The organism is Chryseobacterium viscerum (assembly GCF_025949665.1).
Taxonomy (GTDB): domain Bacteria; phylum Bacteroidota; class Bacteroidia; order Flavobacteriales; family Weeksellaceae; genus Chryseobacterium; species Chryseobacterium viscerum_A.
On the sequence record NZ_JAPDFT010000002.1, the window covers coordinates 421,745 to 444,158 of the forward strand.

Consider the following 22,414-nt stretch of genomic DNA (forward strand, 5'->3'; position numbering starts at 1 on the left):
AATGAAAAAGAATGTATTAAAAATTACAGCAGTTTTAGGTTTAACAACGGTTTTACTTAACTCTTGCGGACCAAAGGAGAATACTCCGCTGGTATATTTCCCGGACATGTATTTTCCGGTAGCTTATGATCCATTGATGAAAGCACAGGATGCTTATTCAGATCATGAAAATGAAATTCCTGCTTTTGTTAAAAATAGTGGTGCAACAGGTCTTTCTCCGGTAGAAGGATCAGTTTCTCAAAATAAAGATGGCGTTTTTGAAGAAAGCTTACTACCTAAAAATGTTGACGAGTACAACGCTGGGTATGATGCTTCTAAAAAACTTACAGTATCTCCTCTAAACCCAGCTAATGCAGCTAAGGATATTGAAAGAGGAAAAATATTGTTTGATCACACTTGTGCGGCATGTCACGGAACAGGAGGTGATGGACAAGGACCTATCGTGCAAAGTGGGGCATTCTCTGGAGTACCTAACTATGCAGACAGAGAAATTACTGTAGGATCTGTTCATTATGTATTAACAAACGGTAGAAATGCAATGGGATCTTATGCGGGACAATTGAATGCAGGAGACAGATGGAGAGTAGCATTGTATGTGATGAGTGCTTTCAAAAAAGGAGCAGCAGCACCGGCAGCAGCTACAGCGGCGGCACCAGCAACAACTGAAACGACTACCGAAACTAAAAAATAAGAAAAGAAATGTATAGTTTTTCACCAAAATTAAAATCAACTTCTATAATACTTCTTGTTGTAGGTTTAGTTCTTTTCGGTATTGGTTTCTTTATGAACAAAGGAATTTCTACTGAGAAAATAGAACAAATGATGGAAGCTGTTCATGCTTCTGGTCATGATGCTCCTACACATTCAAGTGAAATGGTTGGACCACAGGATCACGCAGCTCATTTAGAGCATGCTGAACTTCAGGTTCACAACCAGCCATTAGCATCGCTGCACTTTGTAGCTGTCTTTTTCTTTGGAGTAAGTTGCGCTGTACTGTTTTTCTACTGTATTCAGCACGCTGCTCACGCAGGATGGCCTATTATCATCACAAGAGTAATGGAGGCTATTGCATCTTATATTCCTTACGGTGGTGCAATCCTGGTTATCTTGATGATCTTAAACATCACTCATAATGGCCATTTATTCCACTGGATGGATCCTGAATTGACAAACCCGGAATCGGCACATTTTGATGTGATCCTATTTGAAAAGAAAAGATTCTTAAATATTCCTTTCTATGCAATAAGAACTTTAATCTATGTGATTGGTGCTTCTTTCTTTGCTTGGAAATTAAAAGCTCAGTCTAAAAAAGTAGACGAGACAAAATCAAAAGTAGAATATCAATTCCTTTACAGATGGGCAGTAGGATATATCGTATTCTTCGGATTTGCTTCTGCAGCATGGGCGTGGGATTGGTTGATGTCTATTGACCCTCACTGGTACTCTACAATGTATATCTGGTATTCAATGGTTAGCTGCCTTTCAAGTGGTATTGCTGTAATCATTTTACTAAGTGTATATCTTAAGAAAAACGGATTCCTTCCTCAGTTCAATGACAACCACTTACACGATTTAGGAGTTTTCCTTTTCGCTACAAGTATGCTTTGGACATATACATGGTTCGCTCAGTTCATGCTTTACTGGTATGCAAACGTTCCGGAAGAGGTTAACTACTTCTTCGGTAGATTCCAGCACTATGGTACTACATTTTTACCAATGCTGATTGTTAACTTCTTATTACCACTATTGGTATTAGTAAGCAGCAGCATCAAGAGAAATTACAAAGTAGTTACCACAATGGCTGTAGTAGTTATCTTAGGACACCTTTTAGATTACTTCAACATGGTAATGCCGGGAACGGTAGGACCATACTGGAACACTCCTGAAGTATTCTTGTTAATCCTGGGAGCAGTTCTATTCGTAGCTGGACTATTTATGTTTACTGTTCTTTCAGCTTTATCTAAACTGAAGTTGATTCCTACAGGAAACCCATTCTTACACGAATCTGAAATTTATGAGTATCCTTTCTAAGGAATTGTAACAAAATAAAATTACAAAAGACTGATTGTTAAACAATCAGTCTTTTTTTATGCCATGACGTAAATAAGAATTTTCAGGCAACCATTTTCTGTTTTTCTCGTCTTTATATAAAGTCTGTTTTACTATTAACACCGAAAATAACGTTCTGCTATGAAAAGAATTCACCTTTTTTACCTTCTGTTCTCTCTGATCTCCGTATTCACAAATGCACAGGTCATTACTTTTGTTTCTGAAAAAAACAATAGCCCTCTTCCCCGAGTTTCCGTATTTGGCAAAGACGGAAGTATACTCGCCTACTCTGACATTGATGGTAAGATTGACAAGCAGTCTCTGTCACCCTCTCAGGAAAAATTTCAGCTGGTCTATAATAATTTTCCCGTTGCCACTCTATCCTATTCCGATTTTGATCAGTCGGTCATTAAGATCAATGACCAGGTAAAAGAAATTGAAACGGTTGTTATTAAAAATAATAAGCCTGCCAAATACATTTTCATCAAGGGAAATTTTAACACTTATGTAACGGTAAACAATAAGCTGAATAGTTATGCAGACGGAGTTGTAACCTACATTTTTGATAATAAATCCAAAAAACTGAAAAGCACCAATGTAGAACAGTACAGAGTTTTCAGACTGACAGAACCTAAAAATGAGAAAAAAGAAACTTCATCATGGGATTATGGCAATTCTCTTCAGATTCCAAAGCTTAAAAATGTAGGAAATCCGGAAGAATATAAAACAACAAAAAATAACATTAAAGAATTAAAAGGTGACCGCAAAGATCAGATTGAGGTAACAGGCGGCGTACTTCAGGAAAAAGAATTTTCATTCTTTGGATATAGATTTTATGATCTAAGGACAATACTAAATATCTCTTTTGAAAAAGGATCAGAAAAAACGCTTAAAGATTTCCTGGAATATAATGAGCTTGCTTTTGTAAAATTGAAACATAAAAGTGAACCCAATTACAATCAGCTAGCAGTATATACTAATTTCTATCCAACAGAACTTAGCTTCAGTAATGACAATGATGTTGAGAAAGTGAAGTTTGATAAAGACAATAGCAATTACCAAACCTCTTACTGGCAGGATTCGTCATTTCCGAATATGCAAACTATTTTCAGCAGTTTTTTCAAAGGTGATTTAAAAGAACAAACCAATAAAAAATAATGAAAACTCTGCTCAGACTCACTTTCCATATTATTAATATCACTATTGAATTCTAAAATTAAAAGAACAGCATCTATTTCCGGAAAACAACAACAAATAAGCAAAAAACATAAAGTAAAAAATAAAATCCAGTATTAATAAAGGTTTTATTAAATTTGCAACAAACCAAATAAAAATGAAAAAGTTTTCTTTTCTACTTGTTTTCAGTCTGTTGCTTTTTACAGCATGTAAGAAAGATCATGTAGATGCTACGAATACTAAAACACTGCAGTCAAGTATCAATGATATGACTTCCAGTTTACCAACCATTAAGCAGATTAAGTTTAATGAGGCTCTTTATATCCTTAAAACATTTGGCGTAGAAGCAGATGGTGATGTAAACGAGCTAAAAGCCCTTGGAAAACTGATCAATGGAAAAAAAGTTCCTGAGATTATGTCTCTGGCAGACGAAGTTGCACAGAAAAACGGAATAGAATGGGCAAGTACTGCCCCGCCATCACTTGGAGAAATGAATATTTTTGGGGATGATAAAGCTAAAGAAAGCGATCCTAATGATGTAAAAGCAGGATCATTAAGCCTTATTACAAGACCTACAGGAGATGACGGTTCCGGAGCTCCTACTGCCATTCAAATCGTACCAAGACTTGTAGATGCTGCAGGAAACCCGGTATCATTCACAGGAGCAGGTTTGGAAGCAACACTTGAAGTATTCAGTAACGGAGTAAGACTTGCTACAGCTAAAAACCTGATGCAGGATAATAACTTTAAAGGATTCAACCTGAAGTTCTCCTCTATTCCGGCAGCAAAAGTTGTAGATAACAAAATTGACATCACTGTTTCTGTAAAAACAACTGCAAAAACTTTCAAAATGTCAAAAATCGGTCTTGATGTGAACGCAGCAGCCCTGAAAGTTCCTGCAATTCCTAAAACCGATACAACAGCTGTACCGGAACAACCAAGCGCAGTTATTGATCCAAACAATCCAAATGCAACTACTGGCACAACTACAGATCCTGCTGCGACAACTCCTTCAGCACCAGCTGCTCCAAAACAGCCAACTGCTGATCCTAAAAATACAGTAAGCAAATTTTTGAACAGTGTAAGTTCACAGAACTTAAAAGCGGCCTACGAAACAGCCAGCAATCCAAGCTGGGGAAGCTATGAATCTTTCTCAAACCCTACCTCAGGTTTCGGATCTGTGAAAAATGTAAGCGTAAAAAATATTACTACAAGTGGCACTACAGCCAACAGCGCAAGCGTAAATGCTACCTACGATGTAACGGATAAAAGCGGTAAGACAACTTCATTAAAAGTAACTTTCGGGCTTAAAAATGTAAACGGAGACTGGAAAATTTCCAGCTATAAAATCAATTAATAAATGGCTTCAGCAGAACTGATCAAAAAATTAGAAGAAACAATTGAAAACATCCCTGATTTTCCGATTCCGGGAATACAGTTTAAGGATATTTCACCCATCTTTTTAGATCCAAAACTTTACGAAGATGTGATTGCAGATCTTGCAGCCTTCAGTAAAGGAAAAGTAGATGCAGTCTGCGGAATTGAAAGCCGTGGTTATTTGTTTGGAATCGCTATTGCCGTAGCATTGGAAGTTCCGTTCATTTTAATCAGAAAAGCCGGAAAACTTCCACCTCCTGTCATTTCAGAAAAATATGATCTGGAATACGGAAGTGCGGTAATTGAAACTCGTGAGGGACAAATAAAACCGGGACAAAGAGTTTTGATTCATGACGATCTTTTGGCAACAGGCGGAACGACAGAGGCAGCGGCAAAGTTGGTTGAAAAACAAGGAGCAACCGTTTCCCAGTTCAGTTTCCTTATCGGCTTAAAAGGCTTGAATGGTGATGAAAAGCTGAAAAAATTTGGTGCAGAAGTGTATCATATTTTAGGATATTAAAATTCAATTTATATAATAAATTTCGGCTCCGCTCAGTGTGTCAATCATTATAAATGCTTGCCATACCAAGCGGAGCCGATCTGTTTTTAAGAGAAATAACAACAAATTCACAACATTTACATAATAATACCAATAAAGTATTTTGTAAATCTCTCAGAAACAATTAAATTTGCATTTCAATTTTTAAAAACTTATGGCAAAATTGGGAAAGAGTGCTCAGAACGAGCAAGAAGGTAAAGAAACGGTTGAGTTCTTTAAAGACCTTGATAGAGAAGCTTTAAACACTGAAAGATTTGTTGAAAAATATTCAAAGCCTCTAGGTTTTGTATTTGGAGCACTAATTTTAGCTGTTTTAGGATTCTTCGCTTACAAGCAATTTGTAGTTGCTCCAAAGAACGCTGAAGCTGTGAAAAGTTTCCTTTCTGCTCAAAAAAGTCTTACTGAAGGTAAAGATAAAGATGCTTTGGGAGGAAAATCTGCAGCCAACCCAGGTTTTGTAGGTACATATAACGAATATTCTTCTACTAAAATTGGTAAACTTTCATCTTATAATGCAGGTTTATTAAAGTTCAAAGAAGGAAAATTCCAGGAAGCTTACGATCTTTTAGACCAATTTTCATCTGATAACAAAACTTTAGTAGCACTTAAATTCGGAGCTATGGCAGATGCAAAATCAGGACTTAACAAAAACGATGAAGCTTTAGCTTTATTAGACAAAGCAGCAACAGCTTCTGATGATCCGTATACAACATACTATTTCACAAGAAAAGCAGGTATCGTTGCTTTAGGATTAAAGAAAAATGCAGAAGCTAAAAAATACTTCTCCGCAATTAACGAGAAATATCAGGACTACGACAATGGAATGTCTGATTCTTATATTGAAATGACTAAATATTACTAAAAAATGGCAACAGTTAATCTTTCCGATTACAAGCCACTTCATATAACTAATGCCGAAGATTTTTCTATCGGCATTGTTTTTTCTGAGTGGAATGATTTTGTAACGTACAATCTTCGTGATGCAGCTTTGGAAATCCTTGAAAAAGAAGGGGTAAAACCTGAAAACATCAAACTTTTCCCTGTTCCCGGAGCTTTTGAACTCAACTATGCAAGCATGCAGCTTTGCAAAGAGAGAAAATATGATGCAGTAATTTCTATTGGATGTGTGATCCGCGGGGAAACTCCTCATTTTGATTATGTATGTTCTGCCGTGGCACAGGGAATCAAAGACTGTAACATTATGACGGACACCCCTACTATTTTCTGCGTACTAACAGATGACACTAAAGAGCAGTCTATCGCAAGAAGCGGTGGTGACCTTGGAAACAAAGGTGTTGAAGCAGCTGTTACCGCTTTAAGAATGATTGATTTCAAAAAGAAATTATCTGATAAAAAAGGAAATATCGGTTTTGGACATTCTTAACCGCAGATTACTTTAACAATATACTGGGACTATTTTTTAATAGTCCTTTTTTATTGGGTCTTGTAAATCATAAACCTTACTAATAAAAAGGATGTTTTTATTTTTTTCTATCAAAAGTTCTGTACAAAAACTATCTTTGTGAAAACTAATAAAAACAGTACATACATGTTTTTAAAAAAAATAAAACCGTTCCTATATTTAGGAGTTTTCTATCTTATTATTTCATTGATAATAAGAACAGTATTCTTTTTTCACCCTATTACCACAGCTAGTTTTGGGGTTTTCGAGGTCATAAAAGTCCTGTTAATAGGTCTGGTAAATGATATTTTCGTTTTCATATTGGCCAGTTCTATTCTTGCGCTTTACTTCCTCTTTCTGTCCAATTCGAAATATAAAAAACCTTATGGTCCCATTATTTTGGGGGTATTGGTTCTATTCTTTCTTTATATCTGGCTTGTTCCGAACAACATTTTCAAGCAATATGGAGGTTCTATCATGGAGATAGCACTTGTTTTTGTAGGAATAAAGACCCTTTTCTTCGGATTGATGCTTTTCCTTCCTACTCAAAGAACTAAGATTCGTAACATCTTATATTTCATTACATTATTATTGTACGTTCTTCTGATTATTTTCAACGGGGTAAGTGAATACTTCTTTTATAATGAATTCGGGGTTCGTTATAACTTTATTGCAGTAGATTATCTTATCTATACGAATGAAGTCATTGGAAATATCATGGAAAGTTATCCTGTGGTTCCCTTGTTTTCAGGAATAATGATCGTTACGCTTGCCATCACATGGTTTATTTATAAGAAAACCAAAGATGAATTGCTGGAACTTCCTGATTTTAAACAAAAAATGGTCCTTCTGGGTAGTTTTATGGTACTTTGTGCTCTTAGTGCACTGGCAATACCATCTTTAATGCAAATCAGGTCAGACAATGTTTTTGCTGACGAAATTGAAGCCAACGGACTTCCTAAGTTCTACTGGGCCTTTACTCATAATGAGCTGGATTACTTCCAGTTTTACTCACAGATCAATCAACAGCAGGCTGAAAAGAATTTCCTGAGCCAGTATCCACAGCAGACATTATCAAGAAACATTGTTGCTGAGCAACCTGAAATGAAGAAAAATGTCGTATTGATTTCTATTGAAAGTCTTTCCGCAGATTTTATGGAACATTATGGTAATACGCAAAAAATCACTCCTTTCCTGGACAGCCTTGCAGAGAAATCATTGATGTTTACCAATCTTTATGCTACCGGAAACAGAACAGTACGCGGTCTTGAAGCCTTGACTCTATGTATTCCTCCTACAGCCGGAGAAAGTATCATCAAAAGAGATGACAATAAAAACAAATTTACAACCGGAAGTGTTTTCAAATCCAAAGGCTATGATGTTAAGTTTTTATATGGCGGATACAGCTATTTTGATAATATGCAGGACTTCTTTGGCGGAAATGGCTACGGTATTGTAGACCGGAATAACTTTAAACCTGAAGAAATTACTTTTGCCAATGTTTGGGGTGTTGCTGATGAAGATATGGCTAAAAAAGCGATTCAGGTGATGAATACTGAAGCTAAATCTGGGAAACCATTTTTCAATCACTGGATGACTGTTTCCAATCACAGACCTTTTACTTATCCTGACGGAAGAATAGATATTCCGGGAACAGCAAAATCCCGTGAAGGCGGTGTAAAATATACAGACTACTCTCTTAAACTGTTCTTTGATATGGCTAAGAAACAAGACTGGTATAAAAACACTGTTTTTGTCATCATTGCAGACCACTGTGCTTCGAGTGCCGGAAAAACAGAACTTCCTATGGATAAATACAGAATTCCTGCGATGATCTTCTCAGAAGGATTTGTTCAGCCTCAGAAATTTGATGCGCTAATGTCTCAGATAGACGTTATGCCTACCGTTCTAGGATTATTAAATTTTAGCTATCAGTCTAAGTTTTTAGGTCAGGATGTCTTCAAACAGGAGTTCCAGCCTAAAGCTTATGTTGCAACCTATCAGGATCTTGGATTTATAAAAGACGGACATTTAACCATTATCTCCCCGGTAAAAAAGGTAAAACAATATTCTTTGGAACTGGAAAAAAGTGATCTGGCTCCAGCTTTTAAGTTGTATTACGATGAAAAATTATTAAAAAATCCGGAGCAGAAACTGGTAGATGATGCTGTATCAGCCTATCAGTCTACCTCATACTGGTTAAAAACTAAACAACTAAACAGATAAATATCTAAATATTTTTCACTTATAGTTTGATTTAAAATATTTAAATTAACCAATAAATTTATTAGTATGAAATGGACAGACGACAGAGGCGGAAACGTTGATGACCGCCGTGGTTCCGGAGGTGGAAGTGGTGGTATGATTGTAGGTGGAGGACTTGGAACTTTAATTATAGCAGCCATTGTATTCTTTTTGGGAGGTGATCCATCCGGTATTTTGAATTCCGGCAGTATGCAGCCTTCTAGAAATCCGGGAGAACAAAGAGAGCTTACAACCGGTGAAAAACAAATCGGGGAAATGGTAAAAATGATGGATGCATGGAATAGCCAGACGTGGAATCAGATTTTCACAGAAAATGGAATGACCTATACTGATCCGGGTATTGTTCTTTTTGAAAACACAACTTCTTCAGCATGTGGTACAGCCCAATCTGCCATGGGGCCATTCTATTGTCCGGCTGATCAGAAAGTTTATATGGATATGAGTTTTTTTGGTGAACTTCAGCAAAAATTCGGAGCTAAAGTAACGGAATTTACGGTAGCCTATGTTCTTGCCCATGAAGTAGGCCACCATGTTCAGACTCTTTTAGGAACTACTCAGAAAGTAGATCAGCTAAGAAGAAGCGGAAGATATTCTGAAGAACAGATGAACAGAGTATCCGTTGCTACAGAATTACAGGCAGATTTCTATGCCGGAGTCTGGGCAAAGAGGACCAATGAGAGTAAGCATATCCTGGAACCTGGAGATATTGAGTCTGCCATAGACGCTGCAGAGGCTGTTGGAGATGATAACATTCAGAAAAGGGGTCAGGGATATGTTAATCAGGAAAGCTTCACTCACGGATCATCCGCACAGCGTAAAGAATGGTTTATGAAAGGTTACAACACCGGAGATATAAGACAGGGAGATACTTTCAATCAACTTTTGAAATAACTCTGAACCATTAGCAATTAAGAATCTTAATGTTTTTAAATAGCATATAAAATGCGGTCTCAGTGTGAGACCGCATTTTTATTTATTGCAATTCTATAGGGTTAGAATTTTTCTTGGCTTCTTCTTTCACTCTTTCTTCCATTCTTTTCCTCATATCGGCAGGATTTTGATTTCCACCACCGCCAGAGCCTCTTCCTCCCCCTCCTATTCTCACAGTAGTCGAAAATCCACCTTGTCCTCCACTTTGACTCATGAATGACATGGGATCTGTTTTGAATTTTTGCTGCTGTTTTACATAATCTGTTCTTTTCACTTTTAATGTATTTCCAAACTGATTCAAAGTAGGGAATTCAGCAATCTTATAGTTTTTCATTAAATCAAAGGAATACTCTCCTTTATCATCTTCCACTTTTACGATTAATCCCGGAAGTCCGCCAAACTTGTAAGGACCATCCTGATAAGGAAGATCTGTAGTAAACCAAGCCGTCCATTTTCTTCCTCCAAAATCAGTTTCCGCCTTCTGAACTTTATATTCTCCTATTTTTCTTGTTTCCGATTCAATTTTCCAGTTCAGAGGCCTGTCCTCTTCATACGAGTAGATATCACGCCCTATTCTGTCTTTGAAATATGTCTTTTGGTTTGTTTTATCTTTTTCTACAGAATAATTGATATTAGTTCTCAAACCTTCCATCTGATCTCTGTTAATACTTCCTCTTCCACCGCCACCCTGAAATGCCTTTTGCATGATAGAATCTCTTTTAATCCTGTTTTCAGAATAGAATACAGATTTTTCGGGAGAAATATCCAGGTAAGCATTTTCAGTCTTGACATCTGTTTTATTTTCGGCATCAGGCTTCATAGTCACCTGATACACAAACCTGTTTGTCTGTGCAGAAACATTCTGTATGAAGAGTGCCAATGCGATAATACCTAATTTTTTCATTTATATTTTCTTTTATTTTAATTCAATTGGATTCTGATCTATACTTCCAGCAAAAGAATGGTTTTCTGTAGAAGAATTCTGCTGCATGGGAAAACTCTGGTTTTCGTTACTCATTCCCCGATGCATTCCACCACCGCCATGACCTCCGCCTCTCATACCACCTCCATTCATTCCGCCACTATGTCTTCCTCCTCCTATATTAATATTTCCTTCACCACCGCTATTTCCTGCCATTGCCTTTCTGTTTTTACCAAACTCCAGTTCCAAGGCTGCTTTATCACCATGAAAATTAACTCTTGTACTTTGTTTAGCATCAGAACTGATCTGCTCTTCAAAAGCATTTTTAATGGTAATTTTTTTAGCAAGATCGAATTTATAATCTCCTTTGTCGTCTTCCAGCTTTACAATCAGTCCCGGCAATCCTGAGAATTTATATGGCCCGTCAGAAACAGGGATATCTTTTGTAAACCATGCTGTCCAGACTCTGCCAGCAAATTCGGCTACTGCTTTTTGGGCAGAATATCCATTTTGTTTCTCCACAAGATTTGTTATTTCCCATTTTACAGGTCTGTCTTCCTGATAGTAAATTTGTTTTCCGGCTGCTCTTTCATAATAATATACTTTCTGATCCGGAATATTTTTAGAAATAAAATATTCAAAGAAAGTCGGTTCAAAATGTTTCTTTCCTTCAAGCTTTGAAAAATCTTTTCCATCTTTTTTATCATTTTCTTTCGCTTCTGATCTCTGAGAAGTAAAAAGAGAGTCTCTTTTCAATTTATTTTCGCTGATAAATAAGGAACGGTCTCCTTTAATATCCAGAAAGGTTCTTTCATTTTTCATACTTACCAGATTGATGGAATCCGGGTTTACCAGTGTTTCGTACACAAATCTTGTTGTCTGTCCGTAAGACACTGCAGTGAAAAGCAACACAAAAAAAGCAGTTATTTTTTGTTTCATTACCAATTTTATTTATAGATATGAAATACGTTTCAAGGTTAAAATGAGAAATGAAATCTTCACATAAGCAAAACAATTTTATCTAATTTTAACAGAAATACCCCCTTTCAATCTTGCTATTAATATCAGAATCATTAAAATAGATATCTTCGATTTGAGATTGCGGAAATTAGTTCGTATTTTTGCATCATTAAATCATTCTAAATAAATACAATGATAAAAGTATCAGACTATGCAAAGGAGAAAGCCATCCAGTTAATGACGGAAGATGGTTTTAACCCTGCTGAAGATTATATAAGAGTAGGGGTAAAAAGCGGCGGATGCTCTGGTTTAGAGTATGTTTTAAAGTTTGATAACCAAAAAACAGACACAGATCAGATTTTTGAAGATAATAACATCAAAATTATTATAGATAAAAAATCCATCCTTTATTTGGCAGGAACAACTCTTGAGTATTCAGGAGGATTGAACGGAAAAGGGTTTGTTTTTAACAACCCGAATGCATCCAGAACATGTGGATGTGGAGAATCATTTAGTCTTTAGAGAAAAGACCTTAGATCCTAGATTGCAGACCTCAGAACCTTTCTGAATTTTGGAATCTAAAATCTGAAATCTAAAAAAATATAATGAGTAAATATACAGAAGACGATTTAAGAGTCGATCTAGAAAATAAAAAATATGAATTCGGTTGGGAAACGAAGATTGATTATGAAGATTTCCCGATCGGTTTAAATGAGGATATCATCCGTGCCATCTCTGCTAAAAAAGAAGAGCCGGAATGGATGACTGAATGGCGTCTGGAATCTTTCAAAATCTGGTTGAAAATGGTAGAACCTAGCTGGGCAAATATCAAGTATGAAAAACCAGATTTTCAAGCAATCCGTTACTATGCTGCTCCTAAAGTAAAGCCAGAACTGGCAAGCCTTGACGAGGTAGACCCTGAATTATTGAAAACATTTGCAAAATTAGGGATCAATATCGAAGAGCAGAAAAGACTTTCAGGTGTTGCCGTAGATATCGTAATGGACTCAATTTCTGTGAAAACTACTTTCCAGGATACATTGGCAGAGAAAGGAATTATTTTCTGCTCAATTTCTGAGGCTATTAAAAACCACCCTGATTTAGTAAGAAAATATCTTGGAAAAGTAGTTCCGAGAGGAGATAATTTCTATGCAGCATTAAATTCCGCAGTATTCTCTGATGGAAGTTTCTGCTATATTCCTAAAGGTGTAAAATGCCCAATGGAGCTATCCACTTATTTCCGTATCAATCAGGCAGGAACAGGACAGTTTGAAAGAACGCTTCTTGTAGCTGATGAAGGAAGTTATGTCTCTTATCTTGAAGGCTGTACAGCACCATCAAGAGATGAAAACCAGCTTCACGCTGCGGTAGTGGAACTGATTGCTTTGGACGGCGCTGAGATCAAATATTCAACAGTTCAGAACTGGTATCCTGGTAATGAAGAAGGTAAAGGAGGTGTATTCAACTTTGTAACGAAGAGAGGACTTTGCGAAAGAAATGCAAAAATCTCATGGACACAGGTAGAAACAGGTTCGGCAGTAACATGGAAATATCCTTCTTGTATCCTTAAGGGAGACAATTCTATTGGGGAATTCTACTCTATTGCGGTAACCAACAACCACCAGTATGCAGATACAGGAACAAAAATGATCCACATTGGAAAGAATACCAGATCCACAATTATTTCAAAAGGTATTTCTGCAGGAAAATCTCAAAACTCGTACAGAGGACAGGTGAAAGTAATGCCTTCAGCAAAAGGGGCAAGAAACTTCTCTCAATGTGACTCTCTATTGATGGGTAATGAATGTGGAGCTCACACTTTCCCTTATATTGAAATTAAAGATCCTACTGCGCAGTTAGAGCACGAAGCAACGACTTCAAAAATTGGAGAAGATCAGATTTTCTACTGTAACCAGAGAGGAATTGATACAGAAAGAGCAATCGCTCTGATTGTGAATGGTTTCAGTAAAGAAGTTTTGAACAAGCTTCCGATGGAATTTGCCATTGAAGCACAAAAACTACTTGAAATTTCATTAGAAGGTTCAGTAGGATAAAAAAAAATATGATAGCTACAGAAAGATTAATTTTAAGAAAACCCGCAAAAGAAGATTTTGAAAGTTTCTTTGAAATTAATCATGACCCTGAAACCAATATTCATAATCCAAGCGGGCCCATGAGTTTTCAAAAAGCAGAAAGCACATTTGCAAGAATGCTTGATCATTGGGAAAAATATAGTTTTGGAAGCTGGGTGATTGTTGAAAAAGATGATCCAGAAAATATAATAGGTTTTGGAGGGCTGAGCTATAAACTCTACGGAGAAGAAGAAAAATTGAATTTAGGCTATCGTTTTGCTTCCCAGGCATGGGGGAAAGGATATGCCACAGAATTCACAAAGAAGACTATAGATGTTGGTTTAAATCAAGACGATAAAGAAGAAATATTCGCAATTGTCCGTCCCAGCAATATAGCTTCTGTTAAAGTTTTGGAAAAGGCAGGTATGATCAAAATCGGGACTCTTAATGATGTTCCGGGTCAACCTGAAAGTTTAGTATATAGAATTCAAAAATAATTTGTTTAAGCAAATAAAATGTTAGAAATTAAAAACCTTCACGCCAAAATTGAAGATGGCGCAGAAATATTAAAAGGTATTAATCTTGAAATAAAGCCAGGCGAAGTTCACGCTATCATGGGGCCGAACGGAGCCGGGAAATCTACCCTTTCTTCTGTAATCGCAGGAAAAGAAGATTACGAAGTGACTGGTGGAGAGATCCTTTTTCAGGGAGAAGACATCAGTGAAGACGCTCCTGAAGATAGAGCTCACAAAGGAATTTTCCTTTCTTTCCAGTATCCAGTGGAAATTCCGGGAGTTTCTGTAACGAACTTTATCAAAGCTGCTTTAAACGAAACAAGAAAAGCAAACGGATTGGAAGAAATGCCTGCAAAAGAAATGCTTGCATTAATCCGTGAAAAATCTGAAAAACTGGGTATCAAGAAAGATTTCCTTTCAAGATCATTAAACGAGGGATTCTCCGGAGGTGAAAAGAAAAGAAACGAGATCTTCCAGATGATGATGCTTAATCCTAAATTGGCTATTCTTGATGAGACTGATTCCGGATTGGATATTGATGCTTTAAGAATCGTGGCAGATGGAGTAAATCATTTTAAAAATGAAGGAAATGCAGTTCTTTTGATTACACACTATCAGAGATTGCTTAACTATATTCAACCTGACTTCGTTCACGTTTTAGCAGATGGAAAAATCATCAAAACAGGTGATAAATCTTTAGCATTAGAACTTGAAGAAAAAGGTTACGACTGGCTTCTTAACTAAGAAGAAAATATATTATTTCAGAGATTAAAATTTTTCGCATTCATTTATAAAATACAGCAAAAAAGAATCTCTAGTATTAAAAATTGGGTTCCCTATTCCTCGGAATAACAATATTTTAGTTAATAAAAAAAGAAAAAATGGTGCAAACCACAGATATACCAGTAATGGCATTAAAAGAACAAATTATAGAGAACCATAATGAATTTTTGGAGAGTCTTCGTCACAGATTTCTGGATGACAGTAGAAAAGCAGCTCTTCAAAGGTTTCAAACCCTTGGTTTTCCGACAAAAAAAAACGAAGAATATAAATATACCAATCTAAAGGAAATCACGGAAAAAAGCTACAACTTCTTCCCGAAAGAGAGCCACAATATCACTAAAGAGCAGTTTGATGAACTGCATCTTGGAGAAGAAAATTTTGATTGGATTGTTTTTGTAAATGGTAAACTTCATAAAGAACTTTCAAAAGTTTCTATTGAAAATGTAGAATTCCTTTCATTCAACTACGCACTGAATGACGAGAAGCACAAAGAAGTTTTTGAAAAGTATTTCAACACCATCGCTTCTAAAGAACAAGCTTTTACAAACTTAAACCTTGCTTACTGCAAATACGGATTCTTTTTGAAGGTTCCTAAAAATGTAGTGATTGAAAAACCAATCCATATTTTTTATATTTCTCAGAATCAGGAGGAAAACACATTCTACAATACCAGAAACCTCTTGATCGTAGAAGAAGGAGCAAAAGTAGAAGTGATTGAAAGCCACCATAATTTTGACAGCACTTATGTGTTGACAAACTCTGTAACGGAGATTTTTACCTATCCCAATGCAAAAGCTGACTGGCATAAGCTTCAAAATGATAACAACACAACCTATCTTATCGACAACACATTCGCAAGACAGGAGAAAGACAGCTTAACCACTGTAAATACATTCTCTTTCGGAGGTAAACTGGTAAGAAACAACCTTGATTTTATTCATAATGGATCAAACATCAATTCATTCATGAATGGAATCACAATCATCGGAAAAGATCAATTGGTAGATCACCATACGGCGGTTCACCATAACTTCCCGAACTGTGAAAGTTATCAGAACTACAAAGGAATCTTTGATGGTAATGCACATGGAGTTTTTAATGGAAAAGTTTTTGTTGACAAAATTGCTCAAAAAACAAATGCTTATCAGCAGAATAACAACGTATTGCTAAGTGAAGGTGCAAGTATTGATACAAAACCTCAGTTGGAAATCTTTGCTGATGATGTAAAATGTTCTCACGGATGTACCGTAGGTCAGCTGAATGAAGACGCTTTATTTTACCTGAGAGCAAGAGGAATTTCTAAAAAAGAAGCACAGGCATTACTTTTATATGCTTTTGCTAATGACGCCATGCAAAACATTGATATAGAGCCTCTAAAAGAGAAAATATCAAAGCTATTGGCAGAGAAACTAGGAGTAGATATAGAATTCTAAGACTTATATATATTGATACACAAAAGCACTTCAAAAAGAAGTGCTTTTTTATTTTTTACAGGTTATCTCGTTTATTTCTTTAGCCAGCCCTGGTTATCCTTATTATCTGAGCGTTTCTTCCCATTATCGAAATTATAGGCTAAACCTACACCTAATGTCTGCTTCAGCTGTGTTTTCCAAATCTGATTATGATCATACAGCAGATCCAGGGTAATATTGGATGAAATATATTTATTGATTTTCATATTTAAGATCGCTCCATAAGCCAATACCAATCTATCCGGATGATCCAGATAATTTGAAAATACAGACGCGGTATTGGTTAGGTTTATATTCTCCATGATTTTGATTTTATAAATAGCTGTCCCAAGAAAACCAAACTGGAAAAGTGATGAATCCCCATCATTCTTAAGTCCATAAGTTCCTGCTGTTTGAAGATCCTTATCCAAAACAAAAGTCCATCTTGCGTTAGCCGGACGTAAAGTTACTGTCAGATTATCATTAGGACGGTAGGTAACCCCTGCACCCACATTCAGGTATCCCGGAGCCATGAAATTGGAGATTTTTTTAGCATCGGGATTATTCCCGTCTTCATATCCCGGAGCAAACTGAGTCTGAAGGCCGGCTCCTGTTGAGAAATACCAGCTTTCGGCAAATTTTCTACCATAGTTTGTAGAAAGGTTGATAACATCCTGAGTTTTTCTTACACCCGTTCCCTGGGTATTATTCTGTCCGTAGCCCAAAATAATAATATTTTCCCAAAGATCTTTTCCTTTTTCATAAGTCAGGTTATAATTGACACCGGCAAGCCATCCTACGTTGTTGGCTCCACCTCCAACCCAGTTTGAAAAGGCGGCCTGATTAAGCATTAATGTATTTTGTCCCTGAATAGACCAGGCTTTAATGGTGTCTGCTGCCGGAGCATCTGTTTTAGTTTCTTGCGCCAAAGCCATCGCTCCAAAAGAAATGGAACTGATCAATAAAAGTTTCTTCATAATAATGATTTATTACAAATGTATAAATAATAATCTATGCCTAAATAAAATTCACTATAAAATGAATTTAACATAGTTGATTTTTTGCTTATAATACAATGAAAACAAATCATTTAAGTAACCCCATATTGTATTCCAAACTTAAATCAACTTAAAACTACAGTATTTTAATGACAAAAAAACACCTCATTCCTGAAGTGTTTTTCTATTAGAATTGATCTAGTTATATTATTTTTTTATCCACCATTGGCTGTCTTTACGATCAGAGCGTTTTACCCCATTATCAATGGTATAAGCGAATCCGATTCCAAGGGTTTGTTTCAGCTGCGTTTTTTCGATTTGACTGTGATCATACAACAAATCAACCGTTACATTGGATGAAATATATTTGTTTACTTTCAGGTTCAATAGGGCTCCATAAGCCAATACCAATCTATCCGGATGATCCAGATAATTTGAAAAGACCGATGCGGTATTGGTCAAGTAGATATCTTCCATTATTTTCAGCTTATAAATTGCCGTTCCCAAGAAACCGAACTGCAATAAAGAAGAATCACCATCGCTTTTCAAACCGTAGCTTCCCGCTGTCTGAAGGTCTTTATCCAGTACAAATGTCCATCTGGCGTTGGTAGGACGTAAAGTTACCGTCAGATCTTCATTAGGTCTGTACGTGATACCCATCCCGACGTTCAGGTAACCTGGAGCCATAAAATTTGAGATTTTTTTGGCTTCAGGGTTGTTTCCGTCTTCATATCCTGCAGCAAACTGAGATTGTAATCCCGTTCCTAAAGAGAAATACCAGCTTTTTGAAAATTTTCGCCCATAGTTGGTAGAAACATTGATAACATCCTGAGTTTTCCTTATTCCTATTCCTTTGGTATCATTTTGTCCATAACCTAAAATAATGATATTTTCCCAGAGATCATTATTTTTCTCGTACGTCAGGTTGTAATTGACACCGGCAAGCCACCCCACGTTATTAGCCCCACCTTGTACCCAGTTTGAAAAGGCAGACTGATTGATCATTAATGTATTTTTCCCTATCACAGACCAGTATTTTACTGTGTCTACCACAACAGAATCTTTCTTCAATTCTTCTTGTGCACTTGCATAAATCCCAATAAAAAAGGAAAGAATCAATAAAAACTTCTTCATTACTCAAATAATTTTCACTGCAAAAATATTAATATAATTTTTTTTAAAGGTAAATTCAGCTTTAAAGAATTAGGATTCTTTAAAGTTTAAATGCCTAACAATAAGATATCTCTATAAAATCAATGCCAAAATAATAAGTCTGAAAATAAATTTGACACCTTTTGTCTTAAAATCAGATGGATAGAAATTGATTCATCGCCAAATTTTCCGAAATTTATCATTGGCTTTTGATTTGACGTAAAATCCTCATGTTTAAAAATGCAATTTCAAAAAGAGCGATTATATACCCTTTGCTGATGCTTTCTGCAATGTGGTTCGGGTATTTTTTACAAATGCAGGGATTTTTTCAAAGCTGTTTTGGAGCGATTATACCGCTTTTACCTGAAGGACTGCTGGGTATAGTTACCTCCCCTCTTTTGCATGGAAATATCGATCATATTATAGGAAACTCTATTCCCATAGCGGCACTTATGTTTTTGCTCTATCAGTTTTACCCTTTAGTTGCAAACAAGGTTTTTATTATCGGCTGGCTGGCAACAGGGCTTTTGGTATGGCTTCTTCCTCCCATCGACATTTTTTCCGGCGAATATATGTACACCTGTACAATCGGAGCCAGTGGCGTGGTCTATGTTCTTGCCTTCTTCCTTTTCTTCAGTGGAGTATTCAAATGGAATACAAAGCTTCTTACCATTTCAATGCTAGTGGTACTGTATTATGGAAGTTTAGTCTGGGGAATGCTTCCGGAAGAACTGTTCTACAATATGCAGGAACCCAGTAAAATTTCATGGCAGGCCCATCTTTCCGGTGCTGTAGTAGGTAGTGTCATTGCATTTGCTTTTAAAAATGTTGGAGAAAAAAAGAAAAAATTTATCTGGGAATTCCCTAATTATTATAGTGAAAAGGATGATAAGCTGTGGCAGGAATACAAGGAAAATCATCCGGAAGATTTTATGGAGCTTCCCTATAAAAAAAGAGATGATATTTGGGATCATTTGGATGAATTAAGGAAAAGATAAAAACTTATTTCATTACATTTGAAAAAAAACACACATGATTTCCGAAGAATACTTTTACGCAATCGCCCTCCGCGAATGCAGCCAGATAGGTGATATTCATTTTCATAAACTTGTCCATACTTTTGGGAGTGCACAGGAAGCATGGAAAAGAGCAAAGAAAGAGTACAAAAAACTGGAAGGAATAGGACAAAAAACAGTTTCAGATATTGGAAATAAGTCTCATTTGGAATTCGCAGAAGAAGAATTAAATTTTTGCGAAAAAAATAATATCCGGATCAGGCTGAAGCATCTTAGTGAAACTCCTTTACTGCTTAATGAATGTAATGATGCCCCTGCTATTCTTTATCAGAAAGGAAAGATTGATGATACACAATCAAAAGTAAGTATTGTAGGAACCCGAAATATGACGGGCTATGGCCAAAAATTTATTGAAGACTTCTTTGAAACAACTCAATCTTCAAGATATACATCAGTAAGCGGACTTGCTTTGGGTGTTGACAAAGAGGTTCATGAGCAGTCTATTCTTCACCGAAAATCTACTGTAGCGGTTCTTGCACATGGTTTCCAATATTTATATCCATCAAAGAACAGAAAACTTTCAGAGAAAATTTTGGAGGAAGGAGGCGCATTAATCACAGAGTTTAGTTCTTCCCGGAAACCAGACCGTGAAAACTTTATCCAGAGAAATAGAATTGTAGCAGGAATGTCTCCCGCAACCATTGTGGTGGAAACCGGTTTTGGAGGAGGGTCTGTAAGTACTGCTGCTTTTGCCAATGATTATAACCGTGACGTCTTTGCCCTCCCGGGAAAAATTACAGACATCTGCAGCCAGGGATGTAATCAGCTGATTTTCCATAATAAAGCGACAGCCATTTCTACCATAAAAGATCTTGTAAACATGCTAGGGTTTAATGATCCTAAAGAAAAAATAGAAGAGTTATTTCCTTACAGCGAGACATTGATGCAATTATCTGATAATCAATATTTAATATATCAATCTATTAAAGATCAACCTCAGATTTCTCTGGATGATCTGGCGCAGAAAATTAATATTCCCACCCACAAAATCTTACCAATAATTTTGGAATTGGAACTTTTAGGGAAAGTAAAATCATTTTCCGGGAGGCAATTCATCGCAATTTAAGATTTAATGATTTCTTAATATTGCATTATTTCACACATAACATTTCATTTTTAATAAAATTTGAACACAAATTATCAATTTAATAATATTACGAAACATTATTATTTAATTTTTAACAATGTTGAAATACAGTGTTGTGAATCTTGAAAAAAAAATTAAATTTGTTGACAATAATATTCAACCTTAATATATGGAACAATATAATATTGACCAGAAAATCCAAGAGTTTATTGCAAAAATTGAAGCAAAAAATCCTAACGAACCGGAATTCTTACAGGCTGTAAAAGAAGTTGCCGTAACAGTAATTCCATTCATTGCTACTAAAAAAGAATATACCGGAATGAAGCTGCTTGAAAGAATGGCTGAAGCTGAAAGAATTATTATTTTCAGAGTTCCATGGGTTGATGACAAAGGAGAGATTCAGGTTAACAGAGGTTTCAGAATTCAAATGAACTCTGCTATTGGACCATACAAAGGAGGGATTCGTTTCCATCCTACTGTAAACTTATCAGTTCTTAAGTTCTTAGCTTTCGAACAAGTATTCAAAAACTCTTTAACAACTCTTCCAATGGGAGGTGGTAAAGGAGGTTCAGATTTCGATCCACAAGGAAAATCTGATATGGAAGTAATGCGTTTCTGCCAGGCTTTCATGACAGAACTGTGCAAGCACATTGGTCCTGAAACAGACGTACCTGCGGGAGATATCGGTGTAGGAGCAAGAGAAATCGGATATTTATTCGGACAGTACAAGAAAATCAGAAACGAATTTACCGGAGTTCTTACAGGAAAAGGTCTTGCCTATGGAGGTTCATTAATCCGTCCTGAAGCTACAGGATACGGCGTAGTATACTTCGCTGAGCAAATGCTTAAGACTATCGGACAGGATTTCCAAGGGAAAACAGTAACGGTATCAGGTTTCGGAAACGTAGCTTGGGGAGTTATCAAAAAAGCAACTGAACTTGGCGCTAAAGTAGTAACAATCTCTGGACCAGATGGATACATTTATGACAAAGATGGTATCAGCGGAGAAAAGATCGATTATTTATTAGAGCTTAGATCTTCAGGAAACAACAGAGCTGAAGATTATGCTAAAAAATATCCTTCTGCTGAATTCCATGCTGGAAAACGTCCTTGGGATGTGAAATGTGATGTAGCGTTCCCTTCTGCAACTCAAAACGAATTAGATTTAGATGATGCAAGAAAACTAGTTGAAAACGGATGTGTTTGTGTAACGGAAGCGGCTAACATGCCTTCTACACTAGACGCCATCAACTATTTCTTAGATAATAAAGTATTATTCTCTCCTGGTAAAGCTTCCAACGCTGGAGGTGTTGCTACATCAGGATTAGAAATGACTCAGAACTCTATCCGTCTTAACTGGACTTCTGAAGAGGTTGATGCAAGATTAAAGGAAATCATGATTGGTATCCACAAAGCTTGTAGAGACTACGGAAAAGACGAAGACGGTTATGTAAACTACGTAAAAGGTGCAAATATTGCCGGCTTCGTAAAGGTAGCAGAAGCAATGTTGGCTCAAGGAGTTGTGTAACAGAAAAACAAAGGTTGGGAAAAATTCCCGACCTTTTTTGATATAGCCTGTTCCCGGGATAATGGGAAAAAAGTAAAAAGTGAAAGGAGAAAGCGCTGCTATATGCAGCGCT

21 protein-coding genes are annotated in these 22,414 nt (G+C 36.4%); 17 read left to right on the forward strand and 4 right to left on the reverse strand.

Annotated features, from left to right (window positions below):
- Position 1 precedes the first annotated feature (1 nt).
- From OL225_RS16000 to OL225_RS16040, 9 genes are all read left to right on the forward strand, one after another.
- The gene (locus tag OL225_RS16000; RefSeq protein WP_264518901.1) at positions 2 to 691 is read left to right on the forward strand and encodes a c-type cytochrome; all 690 of its coding nucleotides are present in this window, start codon (positions 2 to 4) and stop codon (positions 689 to 691) included.
- A gap of 8 nt (positions 692 to 699) precedes the next feature.
- Positions 700 to 2,031 carry a hypothetical protein gene (locus tag OL225_RS16005; RefSeq protein WP_047376181.1) on the forward strand — a complete coding sequence of 444 codons (1,332 nt, stop codon included), beginning with the start codon at positions 700 to 702 and terminating at the stop codon, positions 2,029 to 2,031.
- Between the two features lie 159 nt (positions 2,032 to 2,190).
- Positions 2,191 to 3,207 (forward strand): hypothetical protein, encoded by a 1,017-nt coding sequence (locus tag OL225_RS16010; RefSeq protein ID WP_264518902.1) that lies wholly within the window; start codon positions 2,191 to 2,193, stop codon positions 3,205 to 3,207.
- Between the two features lie 175 nt (positions 3,208 to 3,382).
- Positions 3,383 to 4,582, forward strand: coding sequence for a hypothetical protein (locus tag OL225_RS16015; RefSeq protein ID WP_264518903.1), 1,200 nt, complete (start codon positions 3,383 to 3,385; stop codon positions 4,580 to 4,582).
- A gap of 3 nt (positions 4,583 to 4,585) precedes the next feature.
- Positions 4,586 to 5,122, forward strand: coding sequence for an adenine phosphoribosyltransferase (locus OL225_RS16020; RefSeq protein ID WP_264518904.1), 537 nt, complete (start codon positions 4,586 to 4,588; stop codon positions 5,120 to 5,122).
- A 193-nt stretch (positions 5,123 to 5,315) separates the two neighbouring features.
- Positions 5,316 to 6,023 carry a hypothetical protein gene (locus OL225_RS16025; RefSeq protein ID WP_047376173.1) on the forward strand — a complete coding sequence of 236 codons (708 nt, stop codon included), beginning with the start codon at positions 5,316 to 5,318 and terminating at the stop codon, positions 6,021 to 6,023.
- A 3-nt stretch (positions 6,024 to 6,026) separates the two neighbouring features.
- Positions 6,027 to 6,545: a 6,7-dimethyl-8-ribityllumazine synthase gene (gene ribH, locus OL225_RS16030; RefSeq protein WP_034734563.1), complete on the forward strand. Its 519-nt coding sequence runs from the start codon at positions 6,027 to 6,029 to the stop codon at positions 6,543 to 6,545.
- Between the two features lie 165 nt (positions 6,546 to 6,710).
- Entirely contained in the window at positions 6,711 to 8,789 is a 2,079-nt protein-coding gene (locus tag OL225_RS16035; RefSeq protein ID WP_264518905.1) for an alkaline phosphatase family protein, read from the forward strand.
- A gap of 66 nt (positions 8,790 to 8,855) precedes the next feature.
- On the forward strand, positions 8,856 to 9,719 hold the full coding sequence (locus OL225_RS16040; RefSeq protein ID WP_264518906.1) for a neutral zinc metallopeptidase: 864 nt from the start codon (positions 8,856 to 8,858) through the stop codon (positions 9,717 to 9,719).
- A gap of 82 nt (positions 9,720 to 9,801) precedes the next feature.
- Here OL225_RS16040 and OL225_RS16045 read toward each other — a convergent pair whose 3' ends face one another.
- Positions 9,802 to 10,662, reverse strand: coding sequence for a GLPGLI family protein (locus tag OL225_RS16045; RefSeq protein WP_047376166.1), 861 nt, complete (start codon positions 10,660 to 10,662; stop codon positions 9,802 to 9,804).
- Positions 10,663 to 10,674: 12 nt separating this feature from the next.
- Positions 10,675 to 11,619 (reverse strand): GLPGLI family protein, encoded by a 945-nt coding sequence (locus OL225_RS16050; RefSeq protein WP_264518907.1) that lies wholly within the window; start codon positions 11,617 to 11,619, stop codon positions 10,675 to 10,677.
- Positions 11,620 to 11,832: 213 nt separating this feature from the next.
- On the opposite strand from OL225_RS16050, the gene OL225_RS16055 reads away from it, so the two are divergent.
- The 5 genes from OL225_RS16055 (at position 11,833) to sufD (ending at position 16,443) form a co-directional block, all read left to right on the forward strand.
- Positions 11,833 to 12,162, forward strand: coding sequence for a HesB/IscA family protein (locus tag OL225_RS16055; protein ID WP_027372006.1), 330 nt, complete (start codon positions 11,833 to 11,835; stop codon positions 12,160 to 12,162).
- Between the two features lie 83 nt (positions 12,163 to 12,245).
- Positions 12,246 to 13,694 carry a Fe-S cluster assembly protein SufB gene (gene sufB / locus OL225_RS16060; RefSeq protein ID WP_047376164.1) on the forward strand — a complete coding sequence of 483 codons (1,449 nt, stop codon included), beginning with the start codon at positions 12,246 to 12,248 and terminating at the stop codon, positions 13,692 to 13,694.
- Between the two features lie 8 nt (positions 13,695 to 13,702).
- Complete coding sequence (locus OL225_RS16065) at positions 13,703 to 14,209, forward strand: GNAT family N-acetyltransferase (protein ID WP_047376163.1); 507 nt, start codon at positions 13,703 to 13,705, stop codon at positions 14,207 to 14,209.
- Between the two features lie 18 nt (positions 14,210 to 14,227).
- The gene (sufC, locus tag OL225_RS16070; RefSeq protein WP_047376159.1) at positions 14,228 to 14,971 is read left to right on the forward strand and encodes a Fe-S cluster assembly ATPase SufC; all 744 of its coding nucleotides are present in this window, start codon (positions 14,228 to 14,230) and stop codon (positions 14,969 to 14,971) included.
- 164 nt (positions 14,972 to 15,135) lie between these two features.
- Positions 15,136 to 16,443 carry a Fe-S cluster assembly protein SufD gene (sufD, locus tag OL225_RS16075; RefSeq protein ID WP_264518998.1) on the forward strand — a complete coding sequence of 436 codons (1,308 nt, stop codon included), beginning with the start codon at positions 15,136 to 15,138 and terminating at the stop codon, positions 16,441 to 16,443.
- Between the two features lie 71 nt (positions 16,444 to 16,514).
- On the opposite strand, the gene OL225_RS16080 is transcribed toward sufD, so the two are convergent.
- Both OL225_RS16080 and OL225_RS16085 read right to left on the reverse strand, forming a co-directional pair.
- The gene (locus tag OL225_RS16080; RefSeq protein WP_047376157.1) at positions 16,515 to 17,438 is read right to left on the reverse strand and encodes a DUF3078 domain-containing protein; all 924 of its coding nucleotides are present in this window, start codon (positions 17,436 to 17,438) and stop codon (positions 16,515 to 16,517) included.
- A gap of 228 nt (positions 17,439 to 17,666) precedes the next feature.
- Positions 17,667 to 18,593, reverse strand: coding sequence for a DUF3078 domain-containing protein (locus tag OL225_RS16085; protein WP_047376154.1), 927 nt, complete (start codon positions 18,591 to 18,593; stop codon positions 17,667 to 17,669).
- Between the two features lie 248 nt (positions 18,594 to 18,841).
- Between OL225_RS16085 and OL225_RS16090 the strand changes: the two genes are divergently transcribed.
- From OL225_RS16090 to gdhA, 3 genes are all read left to right on the forward strand, one after another.
- Entirely contained in the window at positions 18,842 to 19,609 is a 768-nt protein-coding gene (locus OL225_RS16090; protein ID WP_047376152.1) for a rhomboid family intramembrane serine protease, read from the forward strand.
- A 34-nt stretch (positions 19,610 to 19,643) separates the two neighbouring features.
- Positions 19,644 to 20,753 carry a DNA-processing protein DprA gene (gene dprA, locus OL225_RS16095; RefSeq protein WP_264518908.1) on the forward strand — a complete coding sequence of 370 codons (1,110 nt, stop codon included), beginning with the start codon at positions 19,644 to 19,646 and terminating at the stop codon, positions 20,751 to 20,753.
- 190 nt (positions 20,754 to 20,943) lie between these two features.
- Positions 20,944 to 22,302, forward strand: coding sequence for an NADP-specific glutamate dehydrogenase (gdhA, locus tag OL225_RS16100; RefSeq protein ID WP_047376148.1), 1,359 nt, complete (start codon positions 20,944 to 20,946; stop codon positions 22,300 to 22,302).
- Positions 22,303 to 22,414: the final 112 nt, after the last annotated feature.

Excerpts from the sequence above, each read along its gene's own strand:
- ribH (WP_034734563.1), top strand. The coding sequence starts at position 6,027 with ATGGCAACAGTTAATCTTTCCGATTACAAGCCACTTCATATAACTAAT.
- OL225_RS16010 (WP_264518902.1), top strand. The coding sequence starts at position 2,191 with ATGAAAAGAATTCACCTTTTTTACCTTCTGTTCTCTCTGATCTCCGTA.
- OL225_RS16025 (WP_047376173.1), top strand. The coding sequence starts at position 5,316 with ATGGCAAAATTGGGAAAGAGTGCTCAGAACGAGCAAGAAGGTAAAGAA.
- sufC (WP_047376159.1), top strand. The coding sequence starts at position 14,228 with ATGTTAGAAATTAAAAACCTTCACGCCAAAATTGAAGATGGCGCAGAA.
- OL225_RS16090 (WP_047376152.1), top strand. The coding sequence starts at position 18,842 with ATGTTTAAAAATGCAATTTCAAAAAGAGCGATTATATACCCTTTGCTG.
- OL225_RS16055 (WP_027372006.1), top strand. The coding sequence starts at position 11,833 with ATGATAAAAGTATCAGACTATGCAAAGGAGAAAGCCATCCAGTTAATG.
- OL225_RS16045 (WP_047376166.1), bottom strand. The coding sequence starts at position 10,662 with ATGAAAAAATTAGGTATTATCGCATTGGCACTCTTCATACAGAATGTT.
- OL225_RS16035 (WP_264518905.1), top strand. The coding sequence starts at position 6,711 with ATGTTTTTAAAAAAAATAAAACCGTTCCTATATTTAGGAGTTTTCTAT.
- OL225_RS16065 (WP_047376163.1), top strand. The coding sequence starts at position 13,703 with ATGATAGCTACAGAAAGATTAATTTTAAGAAAACCCGCAAAAGAAGAT.
- sufD (WP_264518998.1), top strand. The coding sequence starts at position 15,136 with ATGGCATTAAAAGAACAAATTATAGAGAACCATAATGAATTTTTGGAG.
- OL225_RS16020 (WP_264518904.1), top strand. The coding sequence starts at position 4,586 with ATGGCTTCAGCAGAACTGATCAAAAAATTAGAAGAAACAATTGAAAAC.
- OL225_RS16015 (WP_264518903.1), top strand. The coding sequence starts at position 3,383 with ATGAAAAAGTTTTCTTTTCTACTTGTTTTCAGTCTGTTGCTTTTTACA.
- OL225_RS16080 (WP_047376157.1), bottom strand. The coding sequence starts at position 17,438 with ATGAAGAAACTTTTATTGATCAGTTCCATTTCTTTTGGAGCGATGGCT.
- OL225_RS16040 (WP_264518906.1), top strand. The coding sequence starts at position 8,856 with ATGAAATGGACAGACGACAGAGGCGGAAACGTTGATGACCGCCGTGGT.
- OL225_RS16005 (WP_047376181.1), top strand. The coding sequence starts at position 700 with ATGTATAGTTTTTCACCAAAATTAAAATCAACTTCTATAATACTTCTT.
- OL225_RS16000 (WP_264518901.1), top strand. The coding sequence starts at position 2 with ATGAAAAAGAATGTATTAAAAATTACAGCAGTTTTAGGTTTAACAACG.
- gdhA (WP_047376148.1), top strand. The coding sequence starts at position 20,944 with ATGGAACAATATAATATTGACCAGAAAATCCAAGAGTTTATTGCAAAA.
- OL225_RS16085 (WP_047376154.1), bottom strand. The coding sequence starts at position 18,593 with ATGAAGAAGTTTTTATTGATTCTTTCCTTTTTTATTGGGATTTATGCA.
- OL225_RS16050 (WP_264518907.1), bottom strand. The coding sequence starts at position 11,619 with ATGAAACAAAAAATAACTGCTTTTTTTGTGTTGCTTTTCACTGCAGTG.
- dprA (WP_264518908.1), top strand. The coding sequence starts at position 19,644 with ATGATTTCCGAAGAATACTTTTACGCAATCGCCCTCCGCGAATGCAGC.
- sufB (WP_047376164.1), top strand. The coding sequence starts at position 12,246 with ATGAGTAAATATACAGAAGACGATTTAAGAGTCGATCTAGAAAATAAA.